Source organism: Halomonas sp. H10-59 (assembly GCF_040070555.1).
In the GTDB taxonomy this organism is placed as follows: Bacteria; Pseudomonadota; Gammaproteobacteria; order Pseudomonadales; family Halomonadaceae; genus Halomonas; species Halomonas litopenaei.
Genome location: NZ_CP098828.1, coordinates 1,919,056 through 1,940,532 on the forward strand (window position 1 = coordinate 1,919,056; position 21,477 = coordinate 1,940,532).

Annotated in this window: 16 protein-coding genes and 3 pseudogenes; 12 read left to right on the top strand and 7 right to left on the bottom strand. The window is 51.8% G+C overall.

Annotated features, from left to right (window positions below; translation table 11 throughout):
• Positions 1 to 3: 3 nt before the first annotated feature.
• The 4 genes and pseudogenes from NFG57_RS08555 (at position 4) to NFG57_RS08570 (ending at position 7,147) form a co-directional block, all read left to right on the top strand.
• On the top strand, positions 4 to 1,386 hold the full coding sequence (locus tag NFG57_RS08555; protein WP_348815927.1) for an undecaprenyl-phosphate glucose phosphotransferase: 1,383 nt from the start codon (positions 4 to 6) through the stop codon (positions 1,384 to 1,386).
• Positions 1,387 to 1,912: 526 nt separating this feature from the next.
• Positions 1,913 to 3,456, top strand: a pseudogene (locus NFG57_RS08560) (IS3 family transposase).
• Positions 3,457 to 4,727: 1,271 nt separating this feature from the next.
• On the top strand, positions 4,728 to 6,041 hold the full coding sequence (locus NFG57_RS08565; RefSeq protein WP_348815928.1) for an O-antigen ligase family protein: 1,314 nt from the start codon (positions 4,728 to 4,730) through the stop codon (positions 6,039 to 6,041).
• Between the two features lie 233 nt (positions 6,042 to 6,274).
• Entirely contained in the window at positions 6,275 to 7,147 is an 873-nt protein-coding gene (locus NFG57_RS08570; RefSeq protein WP_348815929.1) for a decaprenyl-phosphate phosphoribosyltransferase, read from the top strand.
• A 193-nt stretch (positions 7,148 to 7,340) separates the two neighbouring features.
• On the opposite strand, the gene NFG57_RS08575 is transcribed toward NFG57_RS08570, so the two are convergent.
• The gene (locus NFG57_RS08575) at positions 7,341 to 8,360 is read right to left on the bottom strand and encodes an IS30 family transposase (protein ID WP_348815025.1); all 1,020 of its coding nucleotides are present in this window, start codon (positions 8,358 to 8,360) and stop codon (positions 7,341 to 7,343) included.
• Between the two features lie 87 nt (positions 8,361 to 8,447).
• On the opposite strand from NFG57_RS08575, the gene NFG57_RS08580 reads away from it, so the two are divergent.
• The 5 genes and pseudogenes from NFG57_RS08580 to NFG57_RS08600 form a co-directional block, all read left to right on the top strand.
• Positions 8,448 to 8,780 carry a hypothetical protein gene (locus NFG57_RS08580; protein WP_348815931.1) on the top strand — a complete coding sequence of 111 codons (333 nt, stop codon included), beginning with the start codon at positions 8,448 to 8,450 and terminating at the stop codon, positions 8,778 to 8,780.
• Complete coding sequence (locus NFG57_RS08585; RefSeq protein WP_348815932.1) at positions 8,777 to 9,532, top strand: SDR family oxidoreductase; 756 nt, start codon at positions 8,777 to 8,779, stop codon at positions 9,530 to 9,532. The genes NFG57_RS08580 and NFG57_RS08585 overlap by 4 nt, the downstream gene beginning before the upstream one ends.
• Positions 9,532 to 10,170 (top strand): HAD family hydrolase, encoded by a 639-nt coding sequence (locus NFG57_RS08590; protein WP_348816166.1) that lies wholly within the window; start codon positions 9,532 to 9,534, stop codon positions 10,168 to 10,170. The genes NFG57_RS08585 and NFG57_RS08590 overlap by 1 nt, the downstream gene beginning before the upstream one ends.
• A 59-nt stretch (positions 10,171 to 10,229) precedes the next feature.
• Entirely contained in the window at positions 10,230 to 11,831 is a 1,602-nt protein-coding gene (locus NFG57_RS08595; protein WP_348815933.1) for a hypothetical protein, read from the top strand.
• 118 nt (positions 11,832 to 11,949) lie between these two features.
• A pseudogene (locus NFG57_RS08600) lies at positions 11,950 to 12,116 on the top strand (transposase domain-containing protein); the annotation flags it as partial.
• Positions 12,117 to 12,668: 552 nt separating this feature from the next.
• Here the strand turns inward: NFG57_RS08600 and NFG57_RS08605 are convergent.
• From NFG57_RS08605 to NFG57_RS08620, 4 genes are read right to left on the bottom strand one after another with little or no spacing between them, the layout of a single operon-like run.
• Positions 12,669 to 13,520, bottom strand: a complete 852-nt coding sequence (locus NFG57_RS08605) for an IS3 family transposase (RefSeq protein WP_348816167.1) — start codon at positions 13,518 to 13,520, stop codon at positions 12,669 to 12,671.
• A complete protein-coding gene (locus NFG57_RS08610) occupies positions 13,484 to 13,795 on the bottom strand; it encodes a DUF1153 domain-containing protein (RefSeq protein WP_045995248.1) in 312 nt (103 codons plus the stop codon). Before NFG57_RS08610 ends, NFG57_RS08605 begins: the two co-directional genes overlap by 37 nt.
• Positions 13,796 to 13,843: 48 nt before the next feature.
• Positions 13,844 to 14,731 (bottom strand): IS3 family transposase, encoded by an 888-nt coding sequence (locus NFG57_RS08615; RefSeq protein WP_348815935.1) that lies wholly within the window; start codon positions 14,729 to 14,731, stop codon positions 13,844 to 13,846.
• The gene (locus tag NFG57_RS08620) at positions 14,728 to 15,219 is read right to left on the bottom strand and encodes a transposase (protein ID WP_348815936.1); all 492 of its coding nucleotides are present in this window, start codon (positions 15,217 to 15,219) and stop codon (positions 14,728 to 14,730) included. Before NFG57_RS08620 ends, NFG57_RS08615 begins: the two co-directional genes overlap by 4 nt.
• A 71-nt stretch (positions 15,220 to 15,290) precedes the next feature.
• On the opposite strand from NFG57_RS08620, the pseudogene NFG57_RS08625 reads away from it, so the two are divergent.
• A pseudogene (locus NFG57_RS08625) lies at positions 15,291 to 15,935 on the top strand (IS66 family transposase); the annotation flags it as partial.
• Between the two features lie 364 nt (positions 15,936 to 16,299).
• Here NFG57_RS08625 and NFG57_RS08630 read toward each other — a convergent pair.
• Both NFG57_RS08630 and NFG57_RS08635 read right to left on the bottom strand, forming a co-directional pair.
• A complete protein-coding gene (locus NFG57_RS08630) occupies positions 16,300 to 17,631 on the bottom strand; it encodes a PIG-L family deacetylase (protein WP_348815937.1) in 1,332 nt (443 codons plus the stop codon).
• A complete protein-coding gene (locus NFG57_RS08635; protein WP_348815938.1) occupies positions 17,615 to 18,802 on the bottom strand; it encodes a glycosyltransferase in 1,188 nt (395 codons plus the stop codon). Before NFG57_RS08635 ends, NFG57_RS08630 begins: the two co-directional genes overlap by 17 nt.
• 252 nt (positions 18,803 to 19,054) lie before the next feature.
• Here NFG57_RS08635 and NFG57_RS08640 point away from each other — a divergent pair, with 252 nt between their 5' ends.
• Complete coding sequence (locus tag NFG57_RS08640; RefSeq protein ID WP_348815939.1) at positions 19,055 to 20,194, top strand: glycosyltransferase; 1,140 nt, start codon at positions 19,055 to 19,057, stop codon at positions 20,192 to 20,194.
• A 76-nt stretch (positions 20,195 to 20,270) separates the two neighbouring features.
• Positions 20,271 to 21,293, top strand: a complete 1,023-nt coding sequence (gene galE / locus NFG57_RS08645) for a UDP-glucose 4-epimerase GalE (RefSeq protein ID WP_348815940.1) — start codon at positions 20,271 to 20,273, stop codon at positions 21,291 to 21,293.
• Positions 21,294 to 21,477: the final 184 nt, after the last annotated feature.

Consider the following 21,477-nt stretch of genomic DNA (forward strand, 5'->3'; position numbering starts at 1 on the left):
CTCATGTTTTTAAAGAGAAGATCATTTTCATATCAATTTCCACCACAGTTTTTTGCACCCATCGTTGATGGTTTAATTGTTGTTTTTAGTTCTCTGCTTTCGTACTATCTAAGATTTTCTGAAATATCTCTACATGATAGATATGTTTTGGCGACTGCAGTTATTACTTTGTTGGTGATAATTTTTAACAATGCGCTAGGAATTTATGAGAAATGGCGTATTCCCCAGATATTTTCGACTGTAGGTAATTTAACATTTGTTTTTTTTATTGTTGGTGTTGTTGTCTCCTCGATTATTTTCTTTGCTGATGCTTCGACGCGCTACTCGCGGCTCTGGGTGGGCTTGACGTTATCCATAAGCTTCCTCATTATTGTTAGCCTTCGGATTGCACTGCAATATCTACTTAAAAAAGCAAGATTACGGGGGCGTGCACGACGTTCGGTTTTTTTAATTGGACCTGGGGTAAATCTTCTCGAAATAGCCCGTGGAATGAGAGCATCGCCTGGAGAGGGATTCTCAATTGCTGGTGTCGAGCGAATAGTTAACACACTGGATGAAAAATGTTTAGATAGAATCGTTAGACGTGTTGATAGTACTAACGCTTCTGAGGTTTGGATTTGCGTTCCCTTAGAAATGGGAAGTGCAGTACGAAAAATACTTTATGCGCTGCGAAACAACACATCTGACGTCAGGTTCTTGCCCAGCTTTCGTGATTTACATTTGTTGAACCACCGGATTACTGAAGTTGCTGGAAGGGCTTCAATTGACCTCAGTGTAACTCCCATGAGTGGGCTTTCGCGTATTGCTAAGCGAACAGAGGACATTTTTTTAGGGACTATTATTTCAATTTGTATAGTCCCCTTATGTATTGTCATAGCTTTATTGATCAAAACTACATCAACAGGTCCTGTTCTTTTCAAACAGTATAGAACAGGCTCTAATGGTAGAAGATTTAAAGTGTATAAGTTTAGAACTATGGAGGTTCATTCCGAAACCTCTGGTGTAATCACTCAAGCTGCAAAGAATGATCCTAGGGTCACCAAATTAGGCCGTTTTTTAAGGAGAACGTCGCTTGATGAGCTTCCTCAGTTCTTCAATGTCCTCCAAGGGCGGATGTCGATTGTTGGGCCCCGCCCACATGCTTTAGAACATAATGATTATTATAAAGAACTTGTTGAGTCCTATATGCGAAGGCATAAGGTTAAGCCGGGAATAACTGGCTGGGCTCAAGTAAATGGTTTTCGCGGTGAGACTGATACGATCGTAAAGATGGAGTCAAGAGTTCGCTATGATCTATGGTATATTGATAATTGGAATATTTGGCTAGATCTTAAGATAATTTTCATCACCATTTTTAAAGGGTTCTTTGGCAAAAATGCTTATTGAGTGTATAAACCTTAGCAGTAGTAGTAAGGAGATGGACTCGTGTGGCATCAACTAAGTACACTGGTACAATGAAACAAATCTCCTATTCCATAGTATGACTAACTTAGTGCGAGCACTCTAATACCCGTTCTACCTCACTTATTTGTAGTTGGCTGATGAAATTATATTGGGGTAATGACCAGTAAGATGAGACGCTGTTTTTTAAATTATTTATGGAGGCAGCCCGCTTGTCTGAATTGAACCACTTCAGAGCTATAGTGTAGCCATGACGAGGACTGAATGAGTAACGAAAATCCCTTCAAGCTATGGATCAAAAAACGCATGATCGCTGGGGTCATATACATCTTCTTGGACAAGTGTCGACGCCGGAGCTACAAGCCCGTAGATGATTAAAATAGATTGTCGCCCCCGACCCGCATGGCCTTCTCTATGTTGGTGACGAAGCCTCCAAGACCCCCACTGCCAAGCTAGTTGGAGCCTCAGCAGCTGTTAGACTCTGAACCATGTGGGGCGTGATGAGGTTCCAATGAAGTACTCCGACGAGCGCCGAGAAGCCATCCTCAAGAAGCTGCTCCCGCCACATAACCGCACGGTGGCGGAGGTGGCCCAAGAAGAAGGTATCTCAGTAGCCACGCTATACAACTGGCGTAAGAAGGCTCGCCAAGCGGGCCGTTTGCTACCTGACCAGAGCGATGATGCCGAGGGCTGGAGTTCGCAGGACAAGTTCCACGCAGTGCTGGAGACGGCGGCCCTCAGTGAAGCCGAGCGTGCCGAGTACTGCCGGCAGCGCGGCCTCTATCCTGAACAGATTCAGCGCTGGCGGGCGAGCTGCGAAGGCGCCAACGACCGGAGTGAAGTCGCCTCCAAGCAGCAGAATGAAGCCCGCAAGGCGGACCGCCAGGAAAACAAGGATCTCAAGCGTGAGCTGCGCCGCAAGGAGGCCGCTCTCGCGGAAACCGCAGCCCTCTTGGCGCTACGAAAAAAGGCCCGAGCGATCTGGGGGGACGAGGACGAATGATCAGCACTTCAGATCGCCAGGACGCCGCACAGCTGATCGATGAGGCGCGTGCCGAGGGAGCCCGCCTGCAAACCGCGTGCGCAGAGCTCGGCATCGGTACCAACACCTACCGCCGCTGGGGTTGGGGCGGTCAAGATCGACGGCCTCAGGCCGTGCGACCTGTCCCGCGCCATGCCCTGTCACCTGAAGAGCGTCAGCAAGTGCTGGAGATTTGTCATCGTCCCGAGTTCGCCAGCCTGCCGCCTGGGCAGATCGTGCCGCGGCTGCTGGACGAGGAAGGACTATACGTGGCGTCAGAGTCCAGCTACTACCGCATCCTCCGGGCGTGCGGCGAGCAGCACCAGCGTGGCCGCGCTCGTACCCCACGCCCAAAGGGGGATCCTCAGCGACACCGCGTGACACGCCCCAATGCCTGTTGGAGTTGGGACGTGACGTACTTACCGACCCGGGTGCGTGGGCAGTTCTACTACCTCTACATGATCGTCGACATATACAGCCGCAAGATCGTTGATGCCGAGGTCTTCGACCAGGAGTCCATGGGCAACAGCAGCGAGGTCATCCAGCGCGCCGTGTTGCGCGAAGGCTGCATCAACAAACCATTGGTGTTGCATGCTGATAATGGCTCCGCCATGAAAGGGTCGACGCTTCAGGCGACCCTGCAGCGACTGAACATCACCCCGTCGTACAGCCGCCCCCGAGTCTCTAATGACAACGCCTTCTCGGAGTCGCTGTTCAGGACATGCAAGTACCGGCCTGACTACCCGCCGGACGGCTACGAGAGCCTGTCAGCGGCGCAGCAGTGGGTGACCGACTTCTTGCGCTGGTACAACCACGAGCACCGCCACAGCGCCATCCGCTTCGTCACCCCAGAGGAGCGGCATGCCGGCCAGGATGACGAGGTTCTGGCAAGGCGGGATGCCATTTATGATGAGGCGAAACGGCAACATCCCGGACGGTGGAGCGGCGCTACCCGCAACTGGACGCCACGTCGGACGGCCTGGCTGAACCCCGATCAGGAAGATCCAATCTTCATGCAGGATCAGCGGTTATAAGCCGCGTGATCCCGTGTTCCAACAAGCTTGACAGGCATCGGATACCTTCTTCTTGGGCCACCTCCGCCACCGTGCGGTTATGTGGCGGGAGCAGCTTCTTGAGGATGGCTTCTCGGCGCTCGTCGGAGTACTTCATTGGAACCTCATCACGCCCCACATGGTTCAGAGTCTAACAGCTGCTGAGGCTCCAACTAGCTTGGCAGTGGGGGGCCGGGCGGTGCCGAACACCTTCACCACCCGCGCCAGGGCGGTATCGGGACCGGCGCGCATATCCAGCGGCTCGGTGGCCAACCAGATCTCATCGATACGGATCATGACAGCAGATCGCGAAGCATCGTCAGACAGCTCTCGGCGGCTGACACGGGCCACTCCACGGTCACTGGCCCCCGAGAGTGCGGGATCGTGAGTCGGATATACTTCGTCTCCTGATGCTGGGTGGCCGAAGGGGCCAAGGGGCTTGCCATAGGTAGCAGGTCAAACGGTGGGGTGTCGCCCCCCGGCTTCCGCCGACGAGCATCACGGATCCACTTGTGTACCAGGTTGGCGCTCAGGCTATGTTCCAAGGCAACCCCAGCCACGGAGGCATCGGATTGCTGGCAGGCTTCGACGACCTTGGCCTTGAACGCAGCGGTGAAGCGGCGACGCTTCCGGGGCGTTGCCAACACGCTTAACTCACTCATGATAGGTGTCCATTTATGAATAGGTGGACACTTACCGTCTCGGAATTCGGGGCTCAGCGGTAGATGGGTTCACCGGACGCTTACGTTTAGCAGTCATTCCTACAAAGGAAAGGTAATGGCCTCTGGTCTAAGTCAGGAGTTCACGACGCCATTAGACCGTTACAGAATGGTTTTGTAAGGCGCTTATTTCGGTCTTTGAGGAGGAGTGAATCTGACTCCATCGCTTCGAATCTTTGGTCCAAGCGTAGGCCATCATCAATCGCTGAATTAGGTACTATAACGAAGTATGGCCACACCTGCTTCTGGGCTATGGGGCACCCCAAGTACACCTAGTGTTAGCGAATAGCGTGTGCAGAAACCAAAAAATGTATTACTCCGTTCCTGTATACTTAGAGTGTTTTAGATCGTAGCAGAAAATTCTGGAGGTCAGGCTCGTGCTCTGGAATCATGAGGGATGCTGTGCTTGAAAGAGCAGCATCAGATCTAATACCAGTTATCTTTTTTCATTTTAGCAGGAACCGCTGGGTGCTTGCTAGATTAAGCTTTTAGACAAATCCTTTATAGGGTCAATAGGGAATAGGTGGTAACTTAATGTTAGATTTTCCTAGGTCATGGTATTGTCCAAAAAAATTATATAATATTGGTGTTTTTTTACTATTCCTCTATGCGTTCTTTGGAATTCTTTGGCACGAAGTCGGTGGTAAGGCTGGTACCTTAATGGCAGTTATTGGCCTAGTGGCATTAATTAAATATGCCAAAGAAATTCGTGGATCGTATGTTTTGTTACTGTTTTTGTCCGCAATAGTTCTGCAGTCTGCTTCATGGTTATCGGGATATATACACCACCCAGAGTGGGTTTCTGAGATGCCGCAAATTGACCGGCTGGGGAAGCTTTTTATATTTATTTCGGTCGCTTGGTGGCTCGGTGGTAGTACGAAATATACTTTAACGGTTTGGCTGGTTTCTTTTCTTGGTTTCTTAACTGCAAGCGTATGGCACCCAGGGATTGAGGAATGGATACGTGGTATAAATGGCGAACGCGTCGGTTTCGGTATTAGAAATAACCAGCATGGTTCAATGTTGTTCGGTACTTGCCTAATAGGCTGGGTTGTATTTTCTACGAGAATCTGTAATTTCGGTGAGAAAGGTTGCGTATTGAGATTTTCTATTTGGCTAATAGTGTTTGTCATTTGCGCAACCGCTGTTATTATTGGTCAAACTAGAGCAGTTTGGCTTGCCTTGGTATTGTCTGCATTATCCTCTATTGTTGTTTTCTTTGTGTATTGTATCTCCTATAAGAATGTATCGATTTGGCGATCGTTTATATGGTTAAGTTTTGCTCTAATATTTGTCTTTATAGTTGCATTTATCTTCAGGGACCTTTTTATTTCTAGGTTGAGTGACGAGTCTTGGATTGTTAAACAGGTGATGGATGGTAACGTTTCTAGTATACCTGCTACTAGCATCGGCACAAGACTACATAGTTGGATTGCTGCTCTAGAATGGTTTAAAGATAGGCCTTTACTTGGTTGGGGAGGCCAGGCTCGTGGGCTAGTAATAGATCATAGTCCCAACCTTCCTGACTTTATTAAAGAAAATTATGGTCATTTACACAATTTTACAATCGAAGTGGTGGTTGCTTATGGTGTTTTAGGGTTTCTTCTTATGATGCTATTGGCTTTGTGGATGGTATATGCGGTTTGGTGTTCTTGGAAAGCGGGAATAATGCCGAATGATATGGCATTATTTTTAGTGACCTTTTTTGTGTATTGGGCAGTGGTTAACCAGTTTGAGTCATACAATTCTTTTAGTACAGGCGTGTATGTACATAACGTGATATTAGGTGGGGTGGTTACACACTATTGGAAGTATAAATATGGTGGAGTTCCTCTAAAACATTGTTAATGCTTTGAAGATTTGCTTAATCATCATGTGGCGAAGTATTTCGCTGGAGCTATTCAATAAGATGAAAAAATTAGGCATAATTAAATTCATTAAACGTTTTAATACTGCTTCTGGAAAAAATTTCATATTATGAGTATTAAATTTCACATGAAATTTACCACCGTAGATACCCACATTAATGTCGTGAGCTGTCTAATCGCCACGAAAGCTGCTATGTCGTTGGTAGTGGTTTGATGCGTTCGTTGATTCAGCTCCTAAGGCCTCACCAATACATTAAAAATGGTTTTGTTCTGGTGGGGGCTCTATTTTCTCACCAATGGGATATAATTACTCTTTTTCATGCATTGTTAGCATTTTTTGCTTTTTGTTGTATGGCTAGTGCAGTTTATATTCTTAACGATATTTTGGATATAGAGGCCGATCGAATACATCCGGTTAAGTGTCACCGACCATTGCCGAGTGGAGCTATATCGAGAGATGCTGCAAAGCGTGTATTGCTGGCACTAGTCGCCATGTCGCTGGTGATTTCCCTTTTTGTTAGCTATTGGGTTGTTTTTTTCGTAGTAACATACTTTGTGATAAATATTTTTTATTCGTATAGCCTTAAACATGTGGTAATACTTGATGTTTTCTTAATATCTACAGGGTTTATGCTTCGTATATTAGCTGGCACGCTTGGGCTAGACATTGCACCTTCTGTTTGGCTTTTGCTGTGTGGTTTAATGGTTACTCTGTTTTTGGGATTTTCTAAGCGTCGAGCAGAACTATTGATGCTGGAGAGCAATGAGAATAGCAGTAGTCGTCTAGCTCGGCGAGTCTTGGATGAATACAGTCCAGTTATGCTTGAGCAATTCATTGCTGTTACGGCGGCATGCACAGTTCTCTCTTATGGATTGTATACAGTTTCTCCGGAAACTATAGCTATGCATGGAAGTGATGATCTGATCTATACTTTACCATTTGTCGTCTATGGAATCTTTCGCTACGTTTATTTACTGCATCATCGATCAAGAGGTAATGATGCTGCAAAGGATCTTCTCACTGATCGTCACCTTTTGATCACCGTAGTCTTCTGGGTAATATCGACACTGTGGGTGCTTTCATGACTACGGCGGGGTATCAAATATCGGGCTGGCGTTTGAGGGCGCTTATCCTGTCCATTGCAGGTGCAACTATATGCTACTTAGCTTTCTCGCTTTTTGGAGGATGGCGGGATGTCTTGTCTGCTTTTGTCCAGATTGGTCTCCTGGGAACTGTAGTTGCACTAGGCCTTGGCGGTCTCAACCTACAAGCGCAACACTATTGGAGTGCCGGAGATCCGGGCACTGACTTCTGGAGAACCTCCGCGTATACCTCCAGAGGCGTCTTGGCGTTCAACGTCTCTCTAGGCCTGGTATTGAGTGAGTCTGCGATCTCATCGAGCTCCTCCTGGGTGTAGGTCGATAGGTCCGTTCCTTTGGGCAGATACTGTCGAAGCAGACCATTGGTATTCTCGTTAGACCCACGTTGCCACGGGCTGTGTGGATCGGCGAAGTAGATGGCTGTCCCGGTACGTTGGGTTATTTCGGCATGCTTGACCATCTCGCTCCCTTGGTCGTAGGTCATCGACAGCCGTAGTGAGCGTGGAACACGGTTCAATTTGTCACTAAAGCCGACCATCGCATCCGTCGCGGTCGTACCGTCCATTTTCACCAGTATGACGAAGCGTGTCGTGCGCTCAACCAACGTGCCTACGGCAGAACGGTTGCTGGCCCCCATGATGAGGTCGCCTTCCCAATGCCCGGGCATCAACCGATCTTCGATCTCAGGCGGCCGGAGATGAATACTGACCAAGTCAGGAGTTTGGCGGCGACGATCCTTGCCACGACTGCGTGGACGCCGCTTTCCCTTCCCCTGCCGAAGGCAAGCAATGAGCTCTTTTTTCAGCGAGCCTCGGGGCATCACATAGAGCGCGTTGTAGATGGCCTCGTGGGAGACCTGACGTGTAGGGTCATTTGGATACATGCGCTTCAGTGTGATGGCTATCTGCCTAGGAGACCAGTACTTGCGCAACAGGTAGGTCACCAGATCGAAGAGAGGCGTACCAAGGCGCAACTTAGATTGTCGTCGTGCTCGATGTCGCGTCAGCGTGGCCCTGAAACCCGCCAGACTGGCGTCGTAGCCAGCATGAGAAGGTACCGCATGCCGAGCCAGTTCTCGAGAAATCGTGCTGGCAGCTCTCCCAAGGAACTTGGCGATGGAGCGTATCGAGTGACCTTCACGCATCAGCATGATGGTGGCACGTTCTTCAGTAGTAAGGTGGTGGTAGCAATGAGTCATAGCGATAGCGTACCTGATCGATCAGGTGTTGCACTTGCTCATTGAGACCGCCGTGTCATACCGCCTAGAGAAGCCAAGGAGGCCACCATGGCTCTTCTCGATACTATCGCACGGCACGGAGAAGGCTCATTTCTAGCCGTACTGAAGACCTTTGGAGGAAAGCCATCGATAGGTATGCTGTCGTTTCCGCGCCCCGGTGCCACTTTGGCTTTGGACTTTCCGAACAGAGGTGAAAAGACCCTACGTCTTTTCAATGAGCTTGATGCTATTGTGCGCGAAAGTGGTGGCGCTTTATATCCTGGAAAAGACGCCCGTATGCCGGCCTATCTTTTCCGGTCTGGCTTCCCACAATGGGAAGCTTTCAGTGAGTACGTCGATCCCAACTTTTCTTCCCGTTTCTGGCAGCGTGTGACCTCATGAATTCTCTTAAACGTGTGATTATCTTCGGAGCGACTTCCGCTATTGCTACGCATACTGCTCGCCAATTAGTTGCCCAAGGAGCGGCGCTTCACTGCGTAGGTCGGAATCCTGAAAAACTAGATGCGCTTATCGACGACTTAAAAGTGCGTGCTGGCGACTCTCAGTATATCGGCGGCACTGTTGCAGATCTCACCGACCGAATGCAACATGATTGCATCATTAGAATTGCCGAGAAAAATTTGGGCGGGATTGATGGCGTACTGATTGCCTACGGTAGCCTTCCAGATCAATTGGCTTGTCAAGCGGATGCTCGCTTGACTATTCAGGAGATCGAGACAAATTCACTTAGTGTGATCAACCTCTTAACACTGCTTGCCAATCGATTCGAATTTCAGGAACACGGTGTCATTGCTGTTATTAGCTCTGTCGCCGGTGATCGCGGGAGGAAAAGTAATTATGTATATGGCGCGGCCAAAGGAATGGTGTCCATTTTCCTTCAGGGACTGCGCAACAGACTAGTAAAATTTAACGTTGATGTTGTCACTATCAAACCAGGTTTTGTCGATACTCCTATGACCGCAGGCTTTGATAAGTCTGGTATACTGTGGGCTAAGCCTGGTCAAGTTGCTGCCGGTATTATTAAGTCGATGAAAAAAGGAAGTGGTGAGGTGTATCTTCCTTGGTTTTGGTGGGGAATAATAAAGGTGTTGAAATGTATACCAGACTTTATTTTTAAACGGATGTCATTGTGATGTGTTGTGACGTTGTTAGTGCCAAGCCTGTTGCATTCTTCGACTTTGATGGGACTTTGACAACGGGCGATACCCTCATGCCGTTCTTGAAGTTTTTGGTCGGCTCTCCAATATACTACACTAAGCTTACTGTTAATAGTCATTATATTTTGGCTTATTTTTTAAAAGTTTTGCGGAATGATGTTGCTAAACGGCTTTTGCTAAAAGGGTATTTGGCTGGTTATAGACTCGGGCATCTTTATGAAAAAGGGCAGAAATTTGCTGATGAAATTATCCCTTTGATGCTTAGGCGAGAAGGGATGGAACTTGTCAAGTGGCATCAATCACAAGGGCATGATTGTGTACTTGTTAGCGCATCGTTCGATATTTATCTTAAAGCTTGGGCAAGGCGCGAAAATTTAAGTTCTGTGATCTGCACTAATTTGGAAGAGAAAGATGGCGGGTTAGTATCTGATACAATTTTCGGTAAAAATTGTCATGGAAACGAAAAATCGGAGAGAATAGCTAATTGGATTAAGAACCATAATCCATCGAAAACCTATGCATATGGAGATACTGCGGGGGACTTACCTATGCTAAGAACTGTCGACTATGGATTTATGTGGAACGAACGAAAGCAACAGTTTGTTCGTGTATAATTTACGTGCTTGTATCGTAGGTTTTTGTGGATGTTAATTTCGGCTGGGCGGACGTAAACATGGCATATGGAAAAATTAAGACATTTAATTGTTTTCTGTTGTTAATAATGTCTTTTTTAGTTGGTGTTTCTTTCTGGATTTTTTCAAGGTTTACAGTGGATGACGCTTTTATCACATGGAGGTATGGTAAGAACCTTGTTGAGCAAGGAGTTTGGGGTTATAATCCTGTGCATTTTGACTTGACTCAGGCATATACAAATCCTATTTATGCTGTCGTAAGTATTATTCCAGAACTTCTGGATTTAGATGTTGTTCTTTTCTTCAAAATATCTTCTTTGGCATGTATAGCTATATTTGCATTCTGGTTTTACCGTAAAACCAAGATGAGTGTTTTTGTTGCTTTCGTGTATGCTATTCCTGCTACTTTTATTCATGCGTTTAGTGGCCTAGAGACATTTCTATATGTTTGTTTGCTGACTGTGTTTTTTGTTTCATTAATAGAAGACGATTTTTTTAAAATAATCCTGTATTCTCTTGCTCTCTTTATGACAAGGCCTGAGTCTTGGATTCTATTAGCTTTGGTCCCGTTTTACTTTGCTCTTCCCAGGAAGTTGGATGAGCTTTCATTAGTAAAGGATTTTCGTTTTTTAACCAGTATCTTGTTATGTTTTGACTGCTATCGCCTCAAGAGGGCTCTTATAGCCTTTTTTCTGCTTGCTGTCCCTATGGCTTTTTATTTCTCGTTTCACAAGATTTACTTTGGTTACGCATTACCTAACACTTTCTATGTGAAGTCGGGGGGCGGGTTCCACTTACTTAATTTTCTATATTTCTCATTTGTGGCTTTTCCGATTTTTGGAATTTTGTTGGTGGGTAAGCACAGGGCTTTTTTAACGGCTTCGTTATTTTTCTTTGCTGTTATTTTTAGTTACTCCACGTCTACTCTTATGATGAACTATATCGATAGATTCGCTTTTCATATAATATTCCCCTCTTGCTTCATTTTAGTCTATATTGGAACCAATTTTTTTGATTACAATAGATCTGATTTTCGTGTTGGTTGTTGTAAATGGTGGAAAGGAATATGCTCTCGTAGTGTGTTAATTTCTATTGCTTTCTTTTGGTTCTTTGTTTTTTTTGTAAAGAATTTCTCTGTAACAAGCCTAGTGCATATTGCTAATTATTATCCCAGAGCTTTAGACGCGCATGCGCAATTGGGAAAAGCTATTGCTGTGGAGGCTGATGAACAGGGAATTGACTCGATGTCAATGGGGGATGCGGGTATGGCTGCTTATCACGCCGGCATTACTTCCTATGATAATATCGGGCTTGGAAGTTCGCTTGTTGCTCACGAGGGAGTCAACCAAAATACTTTAGATGCATATGAGCCGGAAGTTATTGTTTTTCACGCTTGGCCTACATCGATAATGTTTAGTTCCAATGGTCAAGATAAAATCTATTCTTGGGCTGAGGATCGGGGGTATAGGCATATATGCCAAGTTTATTGGAAGTCTAATTATACGCTTAACGTCTACTCGAAATATGAAGTTAATAATATTGAAAGTGTGTGTGAATCCAGCAGAATTGCTAACGATGTAGATGACTCTCTATATATAATACGAAATGCTAGTGTTGCTCCCTGGATCTACTGGAAAGGTTGAATCGGGGAGAGTATCTTTCCCAATATATCCAAAAAAGGCATCTGCTGAGTCTGATCATGTAATGACCCCTTGGGTTTTGTGCACCGTGTTTTAGCCGCGTAGGGTGTGCAGAAACTAGGGGGCATTACACCAGCACGCTGCCAATATCATGAGCCGGACCAGACTGCCAAGCTGAACGGCCATGAACCGCATGACTACCTGAAAGACGTACTGGCCTGGCTGCCAACCCAAACGGCCAGTCAGATCCACGAAATGCTGCCTCAGTACTGGCAGCCAGGCGGCTGATCACATGGTAAGCGATCCACAAACTTCATCTACCGGACTTGGTCACTCCCCATCACACTGAGGTTCTTCCTGCAGAGGAGAGCATCATGATGGAACTGAATGCCACGCAAGCCTTTTGGTTGGGCCATCTGTTTCATGCCTCATCTCGGTAGATGGGGCTTGGTAAGTATGCAAATGAGTAACAGCTCGATCTAGCGGAGCTGTTGGCGTGGGAAGAAGGCTTGGCTGTACAACGGATTCCCACGCCACCACGCCATCGACTTGCCCGGTTCGTCACCGTGGAGGTTTGCCAATGATTCACCCCCGATGCCTGTCAAGCTTGTTGGAACACGGGATCACGCGGCTTATAACCGCTGATCCTGCATGAAGATTGGATCTTCCTGATCGGGGTTCAGCCAGGCCGTCCGACGTGGCGTCCAGTTGCGGGTAGCGCCGCTCCACCGTCCGGGATGTTGTCGTTTCGCCTCAGCATAGATGGCATCCCGCCTTGCCAGAACCTCTTCATCCTGGCCGGCATGCCGCTCTGTAATGACCCCCTGATTTCTGCACACCCTACGCCGCTAATGCCGGGTGTGCTCGGGGTGCCACATAGCCTAGAGACTGATGTGGCCGTTCTTCGTTGTAGAACCGGATCCAGTGGTTGATCACTGCCCTGGCTTGTCCCAGCGACTCGAACCGATGCAGCCAGATACACTCCTCCTTCAGGGAGCGGAAGAAGCGCTCTACGAGCCCGTTCTGTTCCGGCGTGTACGGTGTCGTGAACTCCTGGGTGAGTCCGTAGGCCTTCACCGTGCCCGTGTAGTGGCGACTGCTGAAGACCAGGCCGTTATCGGACCGCAGTGCCAAGGGCTGATGAATTCGGCCCAAGGCGCCGAATCGATGCACCAGGGCCTCTTCCAACGCGGCCTCGGCGGTCTTGCTACTGCCATTGTCCGATAATCGCCAGCCGAGGATCTCCCGAGTGCAACAGTCGATAATCACCGCCAAGCTGGCTCGTCGATCCTTTCCACACCACACGTGAGTCAGATCAGTTGCCCATCGCTCATCAGGTCTTGAAGCGACTGACGGCAAGCTCCTGGCACGTGGCCGGAAGCCTTGGGGTCGTTTGCGCACCTGCCAGCCCTTCAACTGCAGGATGCGTTGGATAGGCTTGCGGTTCTCTCCCAACACGCACGCCAGACGACGATAACCATAGGTAGGGAATCGTTCCAGAGTCAGCTTCACCCTGCTAGCCAGTTCGGTATTGATCACACGGCGCCGCGGCTTGGGCCGGTAACACAGGCTTCGCCGGGGGAGTCCCAACCAGCGGCAGAGCTTGACGAGCGATACCACATGACCTTCCTCGGCCAGTTGCGCCTGCAGCGACCTTACGAGTTCTCGTCCTCGTCGAGCAGGCGCTTGAATTTTTTTAGTGCATAGATCTGCAGATGGGCTTCGCCCAGTGCCTCCTTGGTCTCCCGGAGCTCGGACTCGTACTGCTCACGGATGTCCTTGGGGCGGGCTTTGAACCCGTTCTCCATGTTGCGTTGGGCCTCATCGATCCAGCCTTCGACCTCGGAGACGGTGAGGTCATACTGGCGAGCCACTTCAGCGACGGTGGTCTTGCCCTTGAAGATGTCCATGACCACCGCGGCTTTGCGCTTCGCGGTCCATCGCTTGATGGGGTTGTCGTCGTTCATCCTGTCCTCCTGATGGCTGCACTATAGCCTGTGCAGCTCTGGCGGGGGTCACTTCAGCTCCTCTGGGGTGACGAAGCGGATGGCGCTGTGGCGGTGCTCGTGGTTGTACCAGCGCAAGAAGTCGGTCACCCACTGCTGCGCCGCTGACAGGCTCTCGTAGCCGTCCGGCGGGTAGTCAGGCCGGTACTTGCATGTCCTGAACAGCGACTCCGAGAAGGCGTTGTCATTAGAGACTCGGGGGCGGCTGTACGACGGGGTGATGTTCAGTCGCTGCAGGGTCGCCTGAAGCGTCGACCCTTTCATGGCGGAGCCATTATCAGCATGCAACACCAATGGTTTGTTGATGCAGCCTTCGCGCAACACGGCGCGCTGGATGACCTCGCTGCTGTTGCCCATGGACTCCTGGTCGAAGACCTCGGCATCAACGATCTTGCGGCTGTATATGTCGACGATCATGTAGAGGTAGTAGAACTGCCCACGCACCCGGGTCGGTAAGTACGTCACGTCCCAACTCCAACAGGCATTGGGGCGTGTCACGCGGTGTCGCTGAGGATCCCCCTTTGGGCGTGGGGTACGAGCGCGGCCACGCTGGTGCTGCTCGCCGCACGCCCGGAGGATGCGGTAGTAGCTGGACTCTGACGCCACGTATAGTCCTTCCTCGTCCAGCAGCCGCGGCACGATCTGCCCAGGCGGCAGGCTGGCGAACTCGGGACGATGACAAATCTCCAGCACTTGCTGACGCTCTTCAGGTGACAGGGCATGGCGCGGGACAGGTCGCACGGCCTGAGGCCGTCGATCTTGACCGCCCCAACCCCAGCGGCGGTAGGTGTTGGTACCGATGCCGAGCTCTGCGCACGCGGTTTGCAGGCGGGCTCCCTCGGCACGCGCCTCATCGATCAGCTGTGCGGCGTCCTGGCGATCTGAAGTGCTGATCATTCGTCCTCGTCCCCCCAGATCGCTCGGGCCTTTTTTCGTAGCGCCAAGAGGGCTGCGGTTTCCGCGAGAGCGGCCTCCTTGCGGCGCAGCTCACGCTTGAGATCCTTGTTTTCCTGGCGGTCCGCCTTGCGGGCTTCATTCTGCTGCTTGGAGGCGACTTCACTCCGGTCGTTGGCGCCTTCGCAGCTCGCCCGCCAGCGCTGAATCTGTTCAGGATAGAGGCCGCGCTGCCGGCAGTACTCGGCACGCTCGGCTTCACTGAGGGCCGCCGTCTCCAGCACTGCGTGGAACTTGTCCTGCGAACTCCAGCCCTCGGCATCATCGCTCTGGTCAGGTAGCAAACGGCCCGCTTGGCGAGCCTTCTTACGCCAGTTGTATAGCGTGGCTACTGAGATACCTTCTTCTTGGGCCACCTCCGCCACCGTGCGGTTATGTGGCGGGAGCAGCTTCTTGAGGATGGCTTCTCGGCGCTCGTCGGAGTACTTCATTGGAACCTCATCACGCCCCACATGGTTCAGAGTCTAACAGCTGCTGAGGCTCCAACTAGCTTGGCAGTGGGGGAGGCCCGCCAGGGCAACAGGTAGTCCTGTTTGACTACGATCCCAGCCGTGCCGGCCACGTACCTACGCGTCTGCTGGGAGACTTATGGGGGCGATTGGTGACTGACGGCTGGCAGGCCTACGCCAAAGTTGTCAGGGACAATGGCATCATCCATGGTAGTTGCTGGGCGCATGCTCGGCGCAAGTTTGTCGCTGCTCAAAACGTTCAGCCCAAGGGTAAGACTGGCAAGGCCGACTGGGCTCTGAATCAGATTCCCAAACTCTACGCCATCGAAAAACAAGCCGGAGAGCAGACGCCCGAGCAGCGCAATGCAATACGCAAAGTCAAAAGTGCTCCCCTCATTCGCCAGTTCCGTGACTGGCTCGACACATCTGTCGCCCAGGTATTGCCGAATAGCACCTTGGGCAGGGCAGTACACTATCTGGCCATCCAGTGGCCTCTGCTGGTGCGCTTTCTGGAGGATGACTACCTTCCCTTGGACAACAATCTGGCAGAAAATGCGATTCGTGCCTTTGTTGTTGGACGCAAGAACTGGTTGTTTAGCCAGACGCCACGCGGTGCCCATGCCAGCGCAGCCATCTACAGCCTGATAGAGACCGCTAAGGTCAACGGCCTCTCTCCCTACGACTACCTGCAATTTGTCTTTGCCACTTTGCCACTTTGCCACTTTGCCGACACTCGACCCCGAGACAGACATCGAGGTGTTGCTACCTTGGCGGTGGAAAGAGACCCTGCCGATCTGAGTAACCCTATTGCTGGCACTGAAGGTGGGTTGCTGGAGCGCTTACATCGCTTGCAACGGGTGATGGCCAGCCGCTTACTACCAAGCTCGCTGGTGATCAGACGTCGGCTCATGCTCGGGTAATGACGGGCATATATTTGGTATCGTTAGGTCTGGGTTAGCTATGGGTATCCCATGCTCTGCTTCACTTTGGTCGGTGAGCCGAGAAGAGGTCCGGCGCTGATCCTCTCGTTTCTACCTCGTGGTCCAAAGTGCTGCAGTTATTCTATGAATCCAAGGCAGAAACCAAGGGGTCATTACAGCGGGTCGGTTTAAATTTCAGTGCAATAAACACTTCATGTGATTTGACATGAGTTTGAAAGAAGTCATGTCCGCTGTAAGTTTTCCATTTTATTTTTGGTGCTCCACTAAATAGTTGCTTTGCCTTTCTTTTGAGTTGTCGTTCAAGCCCTGGCTTTCCTCCAAGATCGTGCATGGAGTGCAGTGCCAGGGCTTTTTGTTTCTGGGTTTCTATGCTCAGAGGAAAGCTGGTGATTTTGTCGTCGTTAGATGATGGTGTGCTGGCTTGGGCTGGCCATACGCCCGCACCGGCGTGAGCGGGCCCCCTAGGGAAGCCGCGGGTGCTCTTCAAATGGTTGGCGTAGAGCAGGAGGTGTTTGGGAGAGTGTCCGCAGTGTGCGATGGCGGACTGCAGGTGTCGGGTGCTGGCGATATGGTCGGGGTGAGGGTCGATGTCCGGGTGGGGCGTGATGATGGTTGTCGGTTTGATATTGTTCAGAAGCGATGCGAGGTCGCGCTGAAGATTTTCCCCTGTATTTTGCGCTTGCCCGTCGGTTGGGAGAGACAGGTTGTTCCATTGGCGATAGGCGTCGGGCGTGAGCGTCGGTGCCGAGTGTGAGGGCACGACGGTGTCTGGCTTTTCATGCAGCGCTGCAAGGGTGTCGTTGAAGTAGCCTAGCATGATGAGTTGCTCTGCCGGCACACCGGCGAGGAGCGGGGTGGTGGCGCTATTCCAGGCACGAATAAAGCCTTTGCGTTGTGAAGCCTCTTCGAGTGAATCATCGAGCCCTGGCCAATATTGCTTGTCGAGGCGCTTTAGGCGCTCGCCCGCGGTGATAGTGATGATCCAGGTGTTTTTGGGGTGCTGGCTGTAGACACCAAAGGCAGCGAGCTCAGCGTCATCAGGGTGGGGCGCGATGATAAGGATCGGTCCGCTCGCCAGGTCCGGATTGCGAAAACCCAGAAGGGTGGCATCGCGTTCTAGCGTCAGATGTTTCAGCGTTAGCTGGAGTTGGTCGAGTGACTCGATGCCAGTGAGGTTGATTAATCGCTTGCCGGTCTCGTTGGGCTCGAAGTACTGGGTAAAGAGTTCCGTAGGTTGACTGTTGCTTCGGTCGATGATTGTGACTGCAGGCAACTTCCAGCGAGACGTTGCCCGGTAGCGTATCTCCAGCATCCAGGTGTTGGGTCGAACATCGCCCGTGCTCAGTGCGGCAATGGCTGGGTCAGCCAACTGAATGATGCCATTGTGGTCGACGTTGGCCTTGCATTCCCAGTCGGGGGCAAGCGGCAAGTGGTGGTCACGCTGGATGGGCATAGATGCGTTCCGAAGGGGCTTCTGTCAGTGCCATAAGTTGCGCGATAACGCTTTGCGGTTCAAATGCTTTGATCATCTTCTCGTCGATGATGACAGGGTCTTTAACGGCTTCCAAAAGCTTTTCGGCAAGGCCAGCATCGCTGGGCTCGGCCAGCAATCTAGCCTGTGGGCCCGTCAACACCTCGCTGATGCCGCCTGGTACCTTGCAAGCGACGCACTGGGTGCCGAGGGCCAGGGCTTCGACCAAGACGATACCTAGTCCCTCGAAGTCGGAGCTGAGCACCAGGGCGGTTGCGTCTTTCATCCAAGGGTAGGGGTTGTCCCGTTGCCCCAGAAAGTGGACCCGGGCGGCAAGACCAAGACCCAGCGTCATCTCTTCCAGATGGCGACGTTCGGAGCCATCGCCAACGATGACCAGGTCGTGGTTCAGGCCTTGGTTCACCGCCATGTGGTAGGCCTTGAGCAGCCGTTGCTGGTTCTTCACTGGAACGAGTCGTGCAACATGTACCAGGTAGGGGCAGGAGGTGGCCGGTTCTGCCGATTCTGTTGCCTTGCGGCGTATGTCTTCGATCGGTACCGTGTTGTAAAGAACCTCGCTTCTGGTGACCTCGACGCCTTGGCGATCCAGATAATCGCCGACCTCCTGCTGCACGCCTCTGGAGACGTGAAGTAGTTGCTTGCCTTGGTACAAGGTTCTCGTTAGCCAGCGACCTTTCGTTGTGTTGGTAAAGCGCCCTGTCACGGCTTCGACGACGCGCCAGGTGCGTTCGTCATCGAACGCCCAGAGGTTTTCGAAGGCGCCCTGGCCTCGAATCAGGATAAGGTCGAAATGCCCATGTTGAGCTTCCAGTGTTGCCACATAGTGCTTGAAGGCCGTTGAGCAGCGCCTGCCGCGCCAGACGAACCCTGACTGCTTGATAAGAGGAGACAACAGCGTCTTATCGACAAGATGGATGAGGCGACCTAGGCCCTGGCGACTCTCACGGTCAACATCGTATTGGTGGAGCCAGCAGGTTTTTTTATCCACCGGCGGCACCGCCCCCTTGAGGACAAGCAGATGGGCCTCGTGGCCGGCGTTCTGCAGTGCCCTTGCCAGGGTTCTTGTGGCCTGCTCTATCCCACCCATGCCCATTCTTCTTAGCACGAGCAAAACGCGCTTTTTGTCCTTCATGCTCCCGGTCCCAGCTTTTTCTTTAATTTTTCGTTAGTTTAGCAGGTGATTGGTCGGCGTATATGGCTGGAATGGTGCACTTTATGGTCCGGCATAGTCGGCTCAATTGGGCGCGGGCGCCCATGGAGTGAAGGGTAGAGAAGGAGAGGAAGCATCGCCGTTGATGTTTCGCGAGAGGTCGGCTCGAACCTGCATAGCATTGTGTGGTCTCATTGTTCACTTTTGCGATCGCAGGATACAAGGGCGTCTATCATGAGAACGCTGGTGGTGGTGAGATCCCTCAAGATGGGCGGGATGGAGCGGGTGGCGGTCAACCTGGCCGATGCCTTTCATGAGACGGGCTATGAAAGCCATCTGGTGTATTTTCGCAGGGTGAAGCGCCCCCTGAGGCCAGAGCATTCCGGGGTCAAGGTGCATCACCTGCCGCTGCAGCAGCGTAATCGATTGACGCTGGTCGGCTATGGCCTCGAGGTGTTGGCCCGCCTGTTACTCAACCCGCTGATGGGCAGGGCGTTGTTTCTTGGTCTTGGCGTAATGGGCGGTGTCGTGTTTCGACACTGGTTGAAGCGCTTCGAGCAAGAGCACGGAAGAGTAGACCGCATCGTGTTTCGGGGCATCGGCACCTTCGAGTTGGTCTGGAGCTTTCGCGACAAACGTGCCCGCTATGTGCTTGAAAATATCTTCCACTTCAATGGTGCCAGTCGTCGCAAGGCCTTGTTTGCTCGCTGCCTCTACCATCGCCGGGATCTCGTGGCAGTGTCTCAGGGGGTGGCCGACAGCTTGCGTAAAGCGCAGACGCTCTGGAAGTTTCGCGCATGCTCGCTCACGGTGATTCCCAACCCTTGCCCGCTGGGCTCGATCCGCCAGGCGATGCTGGAAGCCAATGGCGCCATACCGTCCCAGCCATACCTTTTGAACGTGGCGCGTCTGGTGCCGGCCAAGGGGCACGACCTGCTGCTGCGCGCCTACGCGCGATCCGGTACTAGCTTGCCGTTGGTGCTGGTGGGGGATGGTCAGGAACGAGATAGCCTGGTGGCCTTGGCGAATGAGCTTGGCATCGCCGACAGGGTCATCTTCGCCGGCAATCAACATAATCCGTACCCCTGGATGCGCCACGCTCGGCTGTTTGTGCTCAGCTCACGCTTTGAAGGCATGGGTATTGTGCTGTTCGAAGCGCTGGCCTGTGGAACGCCGGTGTTGTCAGTGGACTGCCCGGGGGGCGTGCGTGAGATTCTTAAGGGTGAGCTCGAGACCAGCCTGGTCGAGCGTAGCGAGGAAGCCCTCGCCGACGGAATCACCGCTGCGCTCGAAGGGCCCAAGCCTGAAGTGCGAGAGCAATGGCTTGACGACTTCAGGCCGGAGCGGGCGGCACAGGCCTTCGTTGCGCGCTGAAGATAGCATTTAAGACTTTTTTTAATTTTGGCAGTGGATATGGTAACTGCCAGACAATGTCGTAAGGACGAATAGAATGAAGGTATTGGTCAGCGGTGGAGCCGGCTATATCGGGACCCACACCCTGGTCGAGCTGATCGCCGCCGGGCATGAGGTCGTTGTCTACGATAACTTCTGCAACAGCTCACCCAGGGCGATCACCAGGGTCGAAGAACTGGTCGGGCAGAAGGTGCCGGTGGTGCGCGGTGATATTCGTGATCGCGCCTGTCTGGACAGTGCCTTTGCCAAGCACTCGGTGGAAGCGGTGATCCATTTTGCGGGCCTGAAGGCCGTCGGCGAAAGCTATCGGCAGCCGCTTTCCTACTATGACAATAACGTCACCGGCACACAGCGCTTGCTTGAAGCCATGGAGGAGGCCGGGGTCCGATCGATCGTGTTCAGTTCCTCTGCCACGGTCTACGGGGAGGATGCACCGGTGCCTTACGTCGAAGCCATGGGGCGAGGTGGACCTTCCAACCCCTATGGCGCGACCAAGGCCGTGGTGGAGCAGATGATCGAGGTTCTGGCCCGGGTAGACGATCGCTGGTCCGCGTCCTTGCTTCGCTACTTTAATCCCATCGGCGCGCATCCCTCCGGGCGCATCGGCGAGGACCCCCAGGGAATCCCCAACAACTTGCTGCCGTTTATCTCTCAGGTGGCGGTGGGGCGTCTGCCGGAGCTGTCCATCTTCGGGGACAACTACCCGACTCGGGACGGCACCTGCGAGCGCGACTATCTGCACGTGGTAGATCTGGCCGTGGGGCACGTCAAAGCGCTGGAGGCGATGAAGGAAATAACATCGTCGGGTGTAGCAACCTATAACCTGGGCACCGGCAGAGGCACGACGGTTCTCGAAATGGTCCGTTCCTTCGAGCAGGTGACGGGGCAGCGGGTACCGTATCGCATCGCTTCACGCCGTGAAGGCGATCTGCCTGCCTTCTGGGCAGACGCCTCGAAGGCAAGATTGGAGCTTGGCTGGAGCGCAGAGAAAACGCTGGAAGACATGATGCGCGATAGCTGGCGTTGGCAGTCGGCCAATCCTGAGGGGTATGGAGGCTAGTTGAGATTTCTAACTTGGCAGGCGTGGCCCACGGCTTCGACTTCCGTCAAATGCTGTAAAAAGCTGCGCTAGAACGCTTGTTTCGTGTTTAAGCACATCAGTCATGCGTGGTAGGGCCAAGTATCTGTTCTGGTGAACGTGAGAAGCCGCTGATGATAGGGAGCTCCTTTCTTGGTCGGATGCT

Coding starts and splice junctions, on each gene's coding strand:
- NFG57_RS08555 (WP_348815927.1), top strand. CDS start 4: ATGTTTTTAAAGAGAAGATCATTTTCATATCAATTTCCACCACAGTTT.
- NFG57_RS08565 (WP_348815928.1), top strand. CDS start 4,728: ATGTTAGATTTTCCTAGGTCATGGTATTGTCCAAAAAAATTATATAAT.
- NFG57_RS08570 (WP_348815929.1), top strand. CDS start 6,275: ATGCGTTCGTTGATTCAGCTCCTAAGGCCTCACCAATACATTAAAAAT.
- NFG57_RS08575 (WP_348815025.1), bottom strand. CDS start 8,360: ATGACTCATTGCTACCACCACCTTACTACTGAAGAACGTGCCACCATC.
- NFG57_RS08580 (WP_348815931.1), top strand. CDS start 8,448: ATGGCTCTTCTCGATACTATCGCACGGCACGGAGAAGGCTCATTTCTA.
- NFG57_RS08585 (WP_348815932.1), top strand. CDS start 8,777: ATGAATTCTCTTAAACGTGTGATTATCTTCGGAGCGACTTCCGCTATT.
- NFG57_RS08590 (WP_348816166.1), top strand. CDS start 9,532: ATGTGTTGTGACGTTGTTAGTGCCAAGCCTGTTGCATTCTTCGACTTT.
- NFG57_RS08595 (WP_348815933.1), top strand. CDS start 10,230: ATGGCATATGGAAAAATTAAGACATTTAATTGTTTTCTGTTGTTAATA.
- NFG57_RS08610 (WP_045995248.1), bottom strand. CDS start 13,795: ATGAACGACGACAACCCCATCAAGCGATGGACCGCGAAGCGCAAAGCC.
- NFG57_RS08615 (WP_348815935.1), bottom strand. CDS start 14,731: ATGATCAGCACTTCAGATCGCCAGGACGCCGCACAGCTGATCGATGAG.
- NFG57_RS08620 (WP_348815936.1), bottom strand. CDS start 15,219: ATGAAGTACTCCGACGAGCGCCGAGAAGCCATCCTCAAGAAGCTGCTC.
- NFG57_RS08630 (WP_348815937.1), bottom strand. CDS start 17,631: ATGCCCATCCAGCGTGACCACCACTTGCCGCTTGCCCCCGACTGGGAA.
- NFG57_RS08635 (WP_348815938.1), bottom strand. CDS start 18,802: ATGAAGGACAAAAAGCGCGTTTTGCTCGTGCTAAGAAGAATGGGCATG.
- NFG57_RS08640 (WP_348815939.1), top strand. CDS start 19,055: ATGAGAACGCTGGTGGTGGTGAGATCCCTCAAGATGGGCGGGATGGAG.
- galE (WP_348815940.1), top strand. CDS start 20,271: ATGAAGGTATTGGTCAGCGGTGGAGCCGGCTATATCGGGACCCACACC.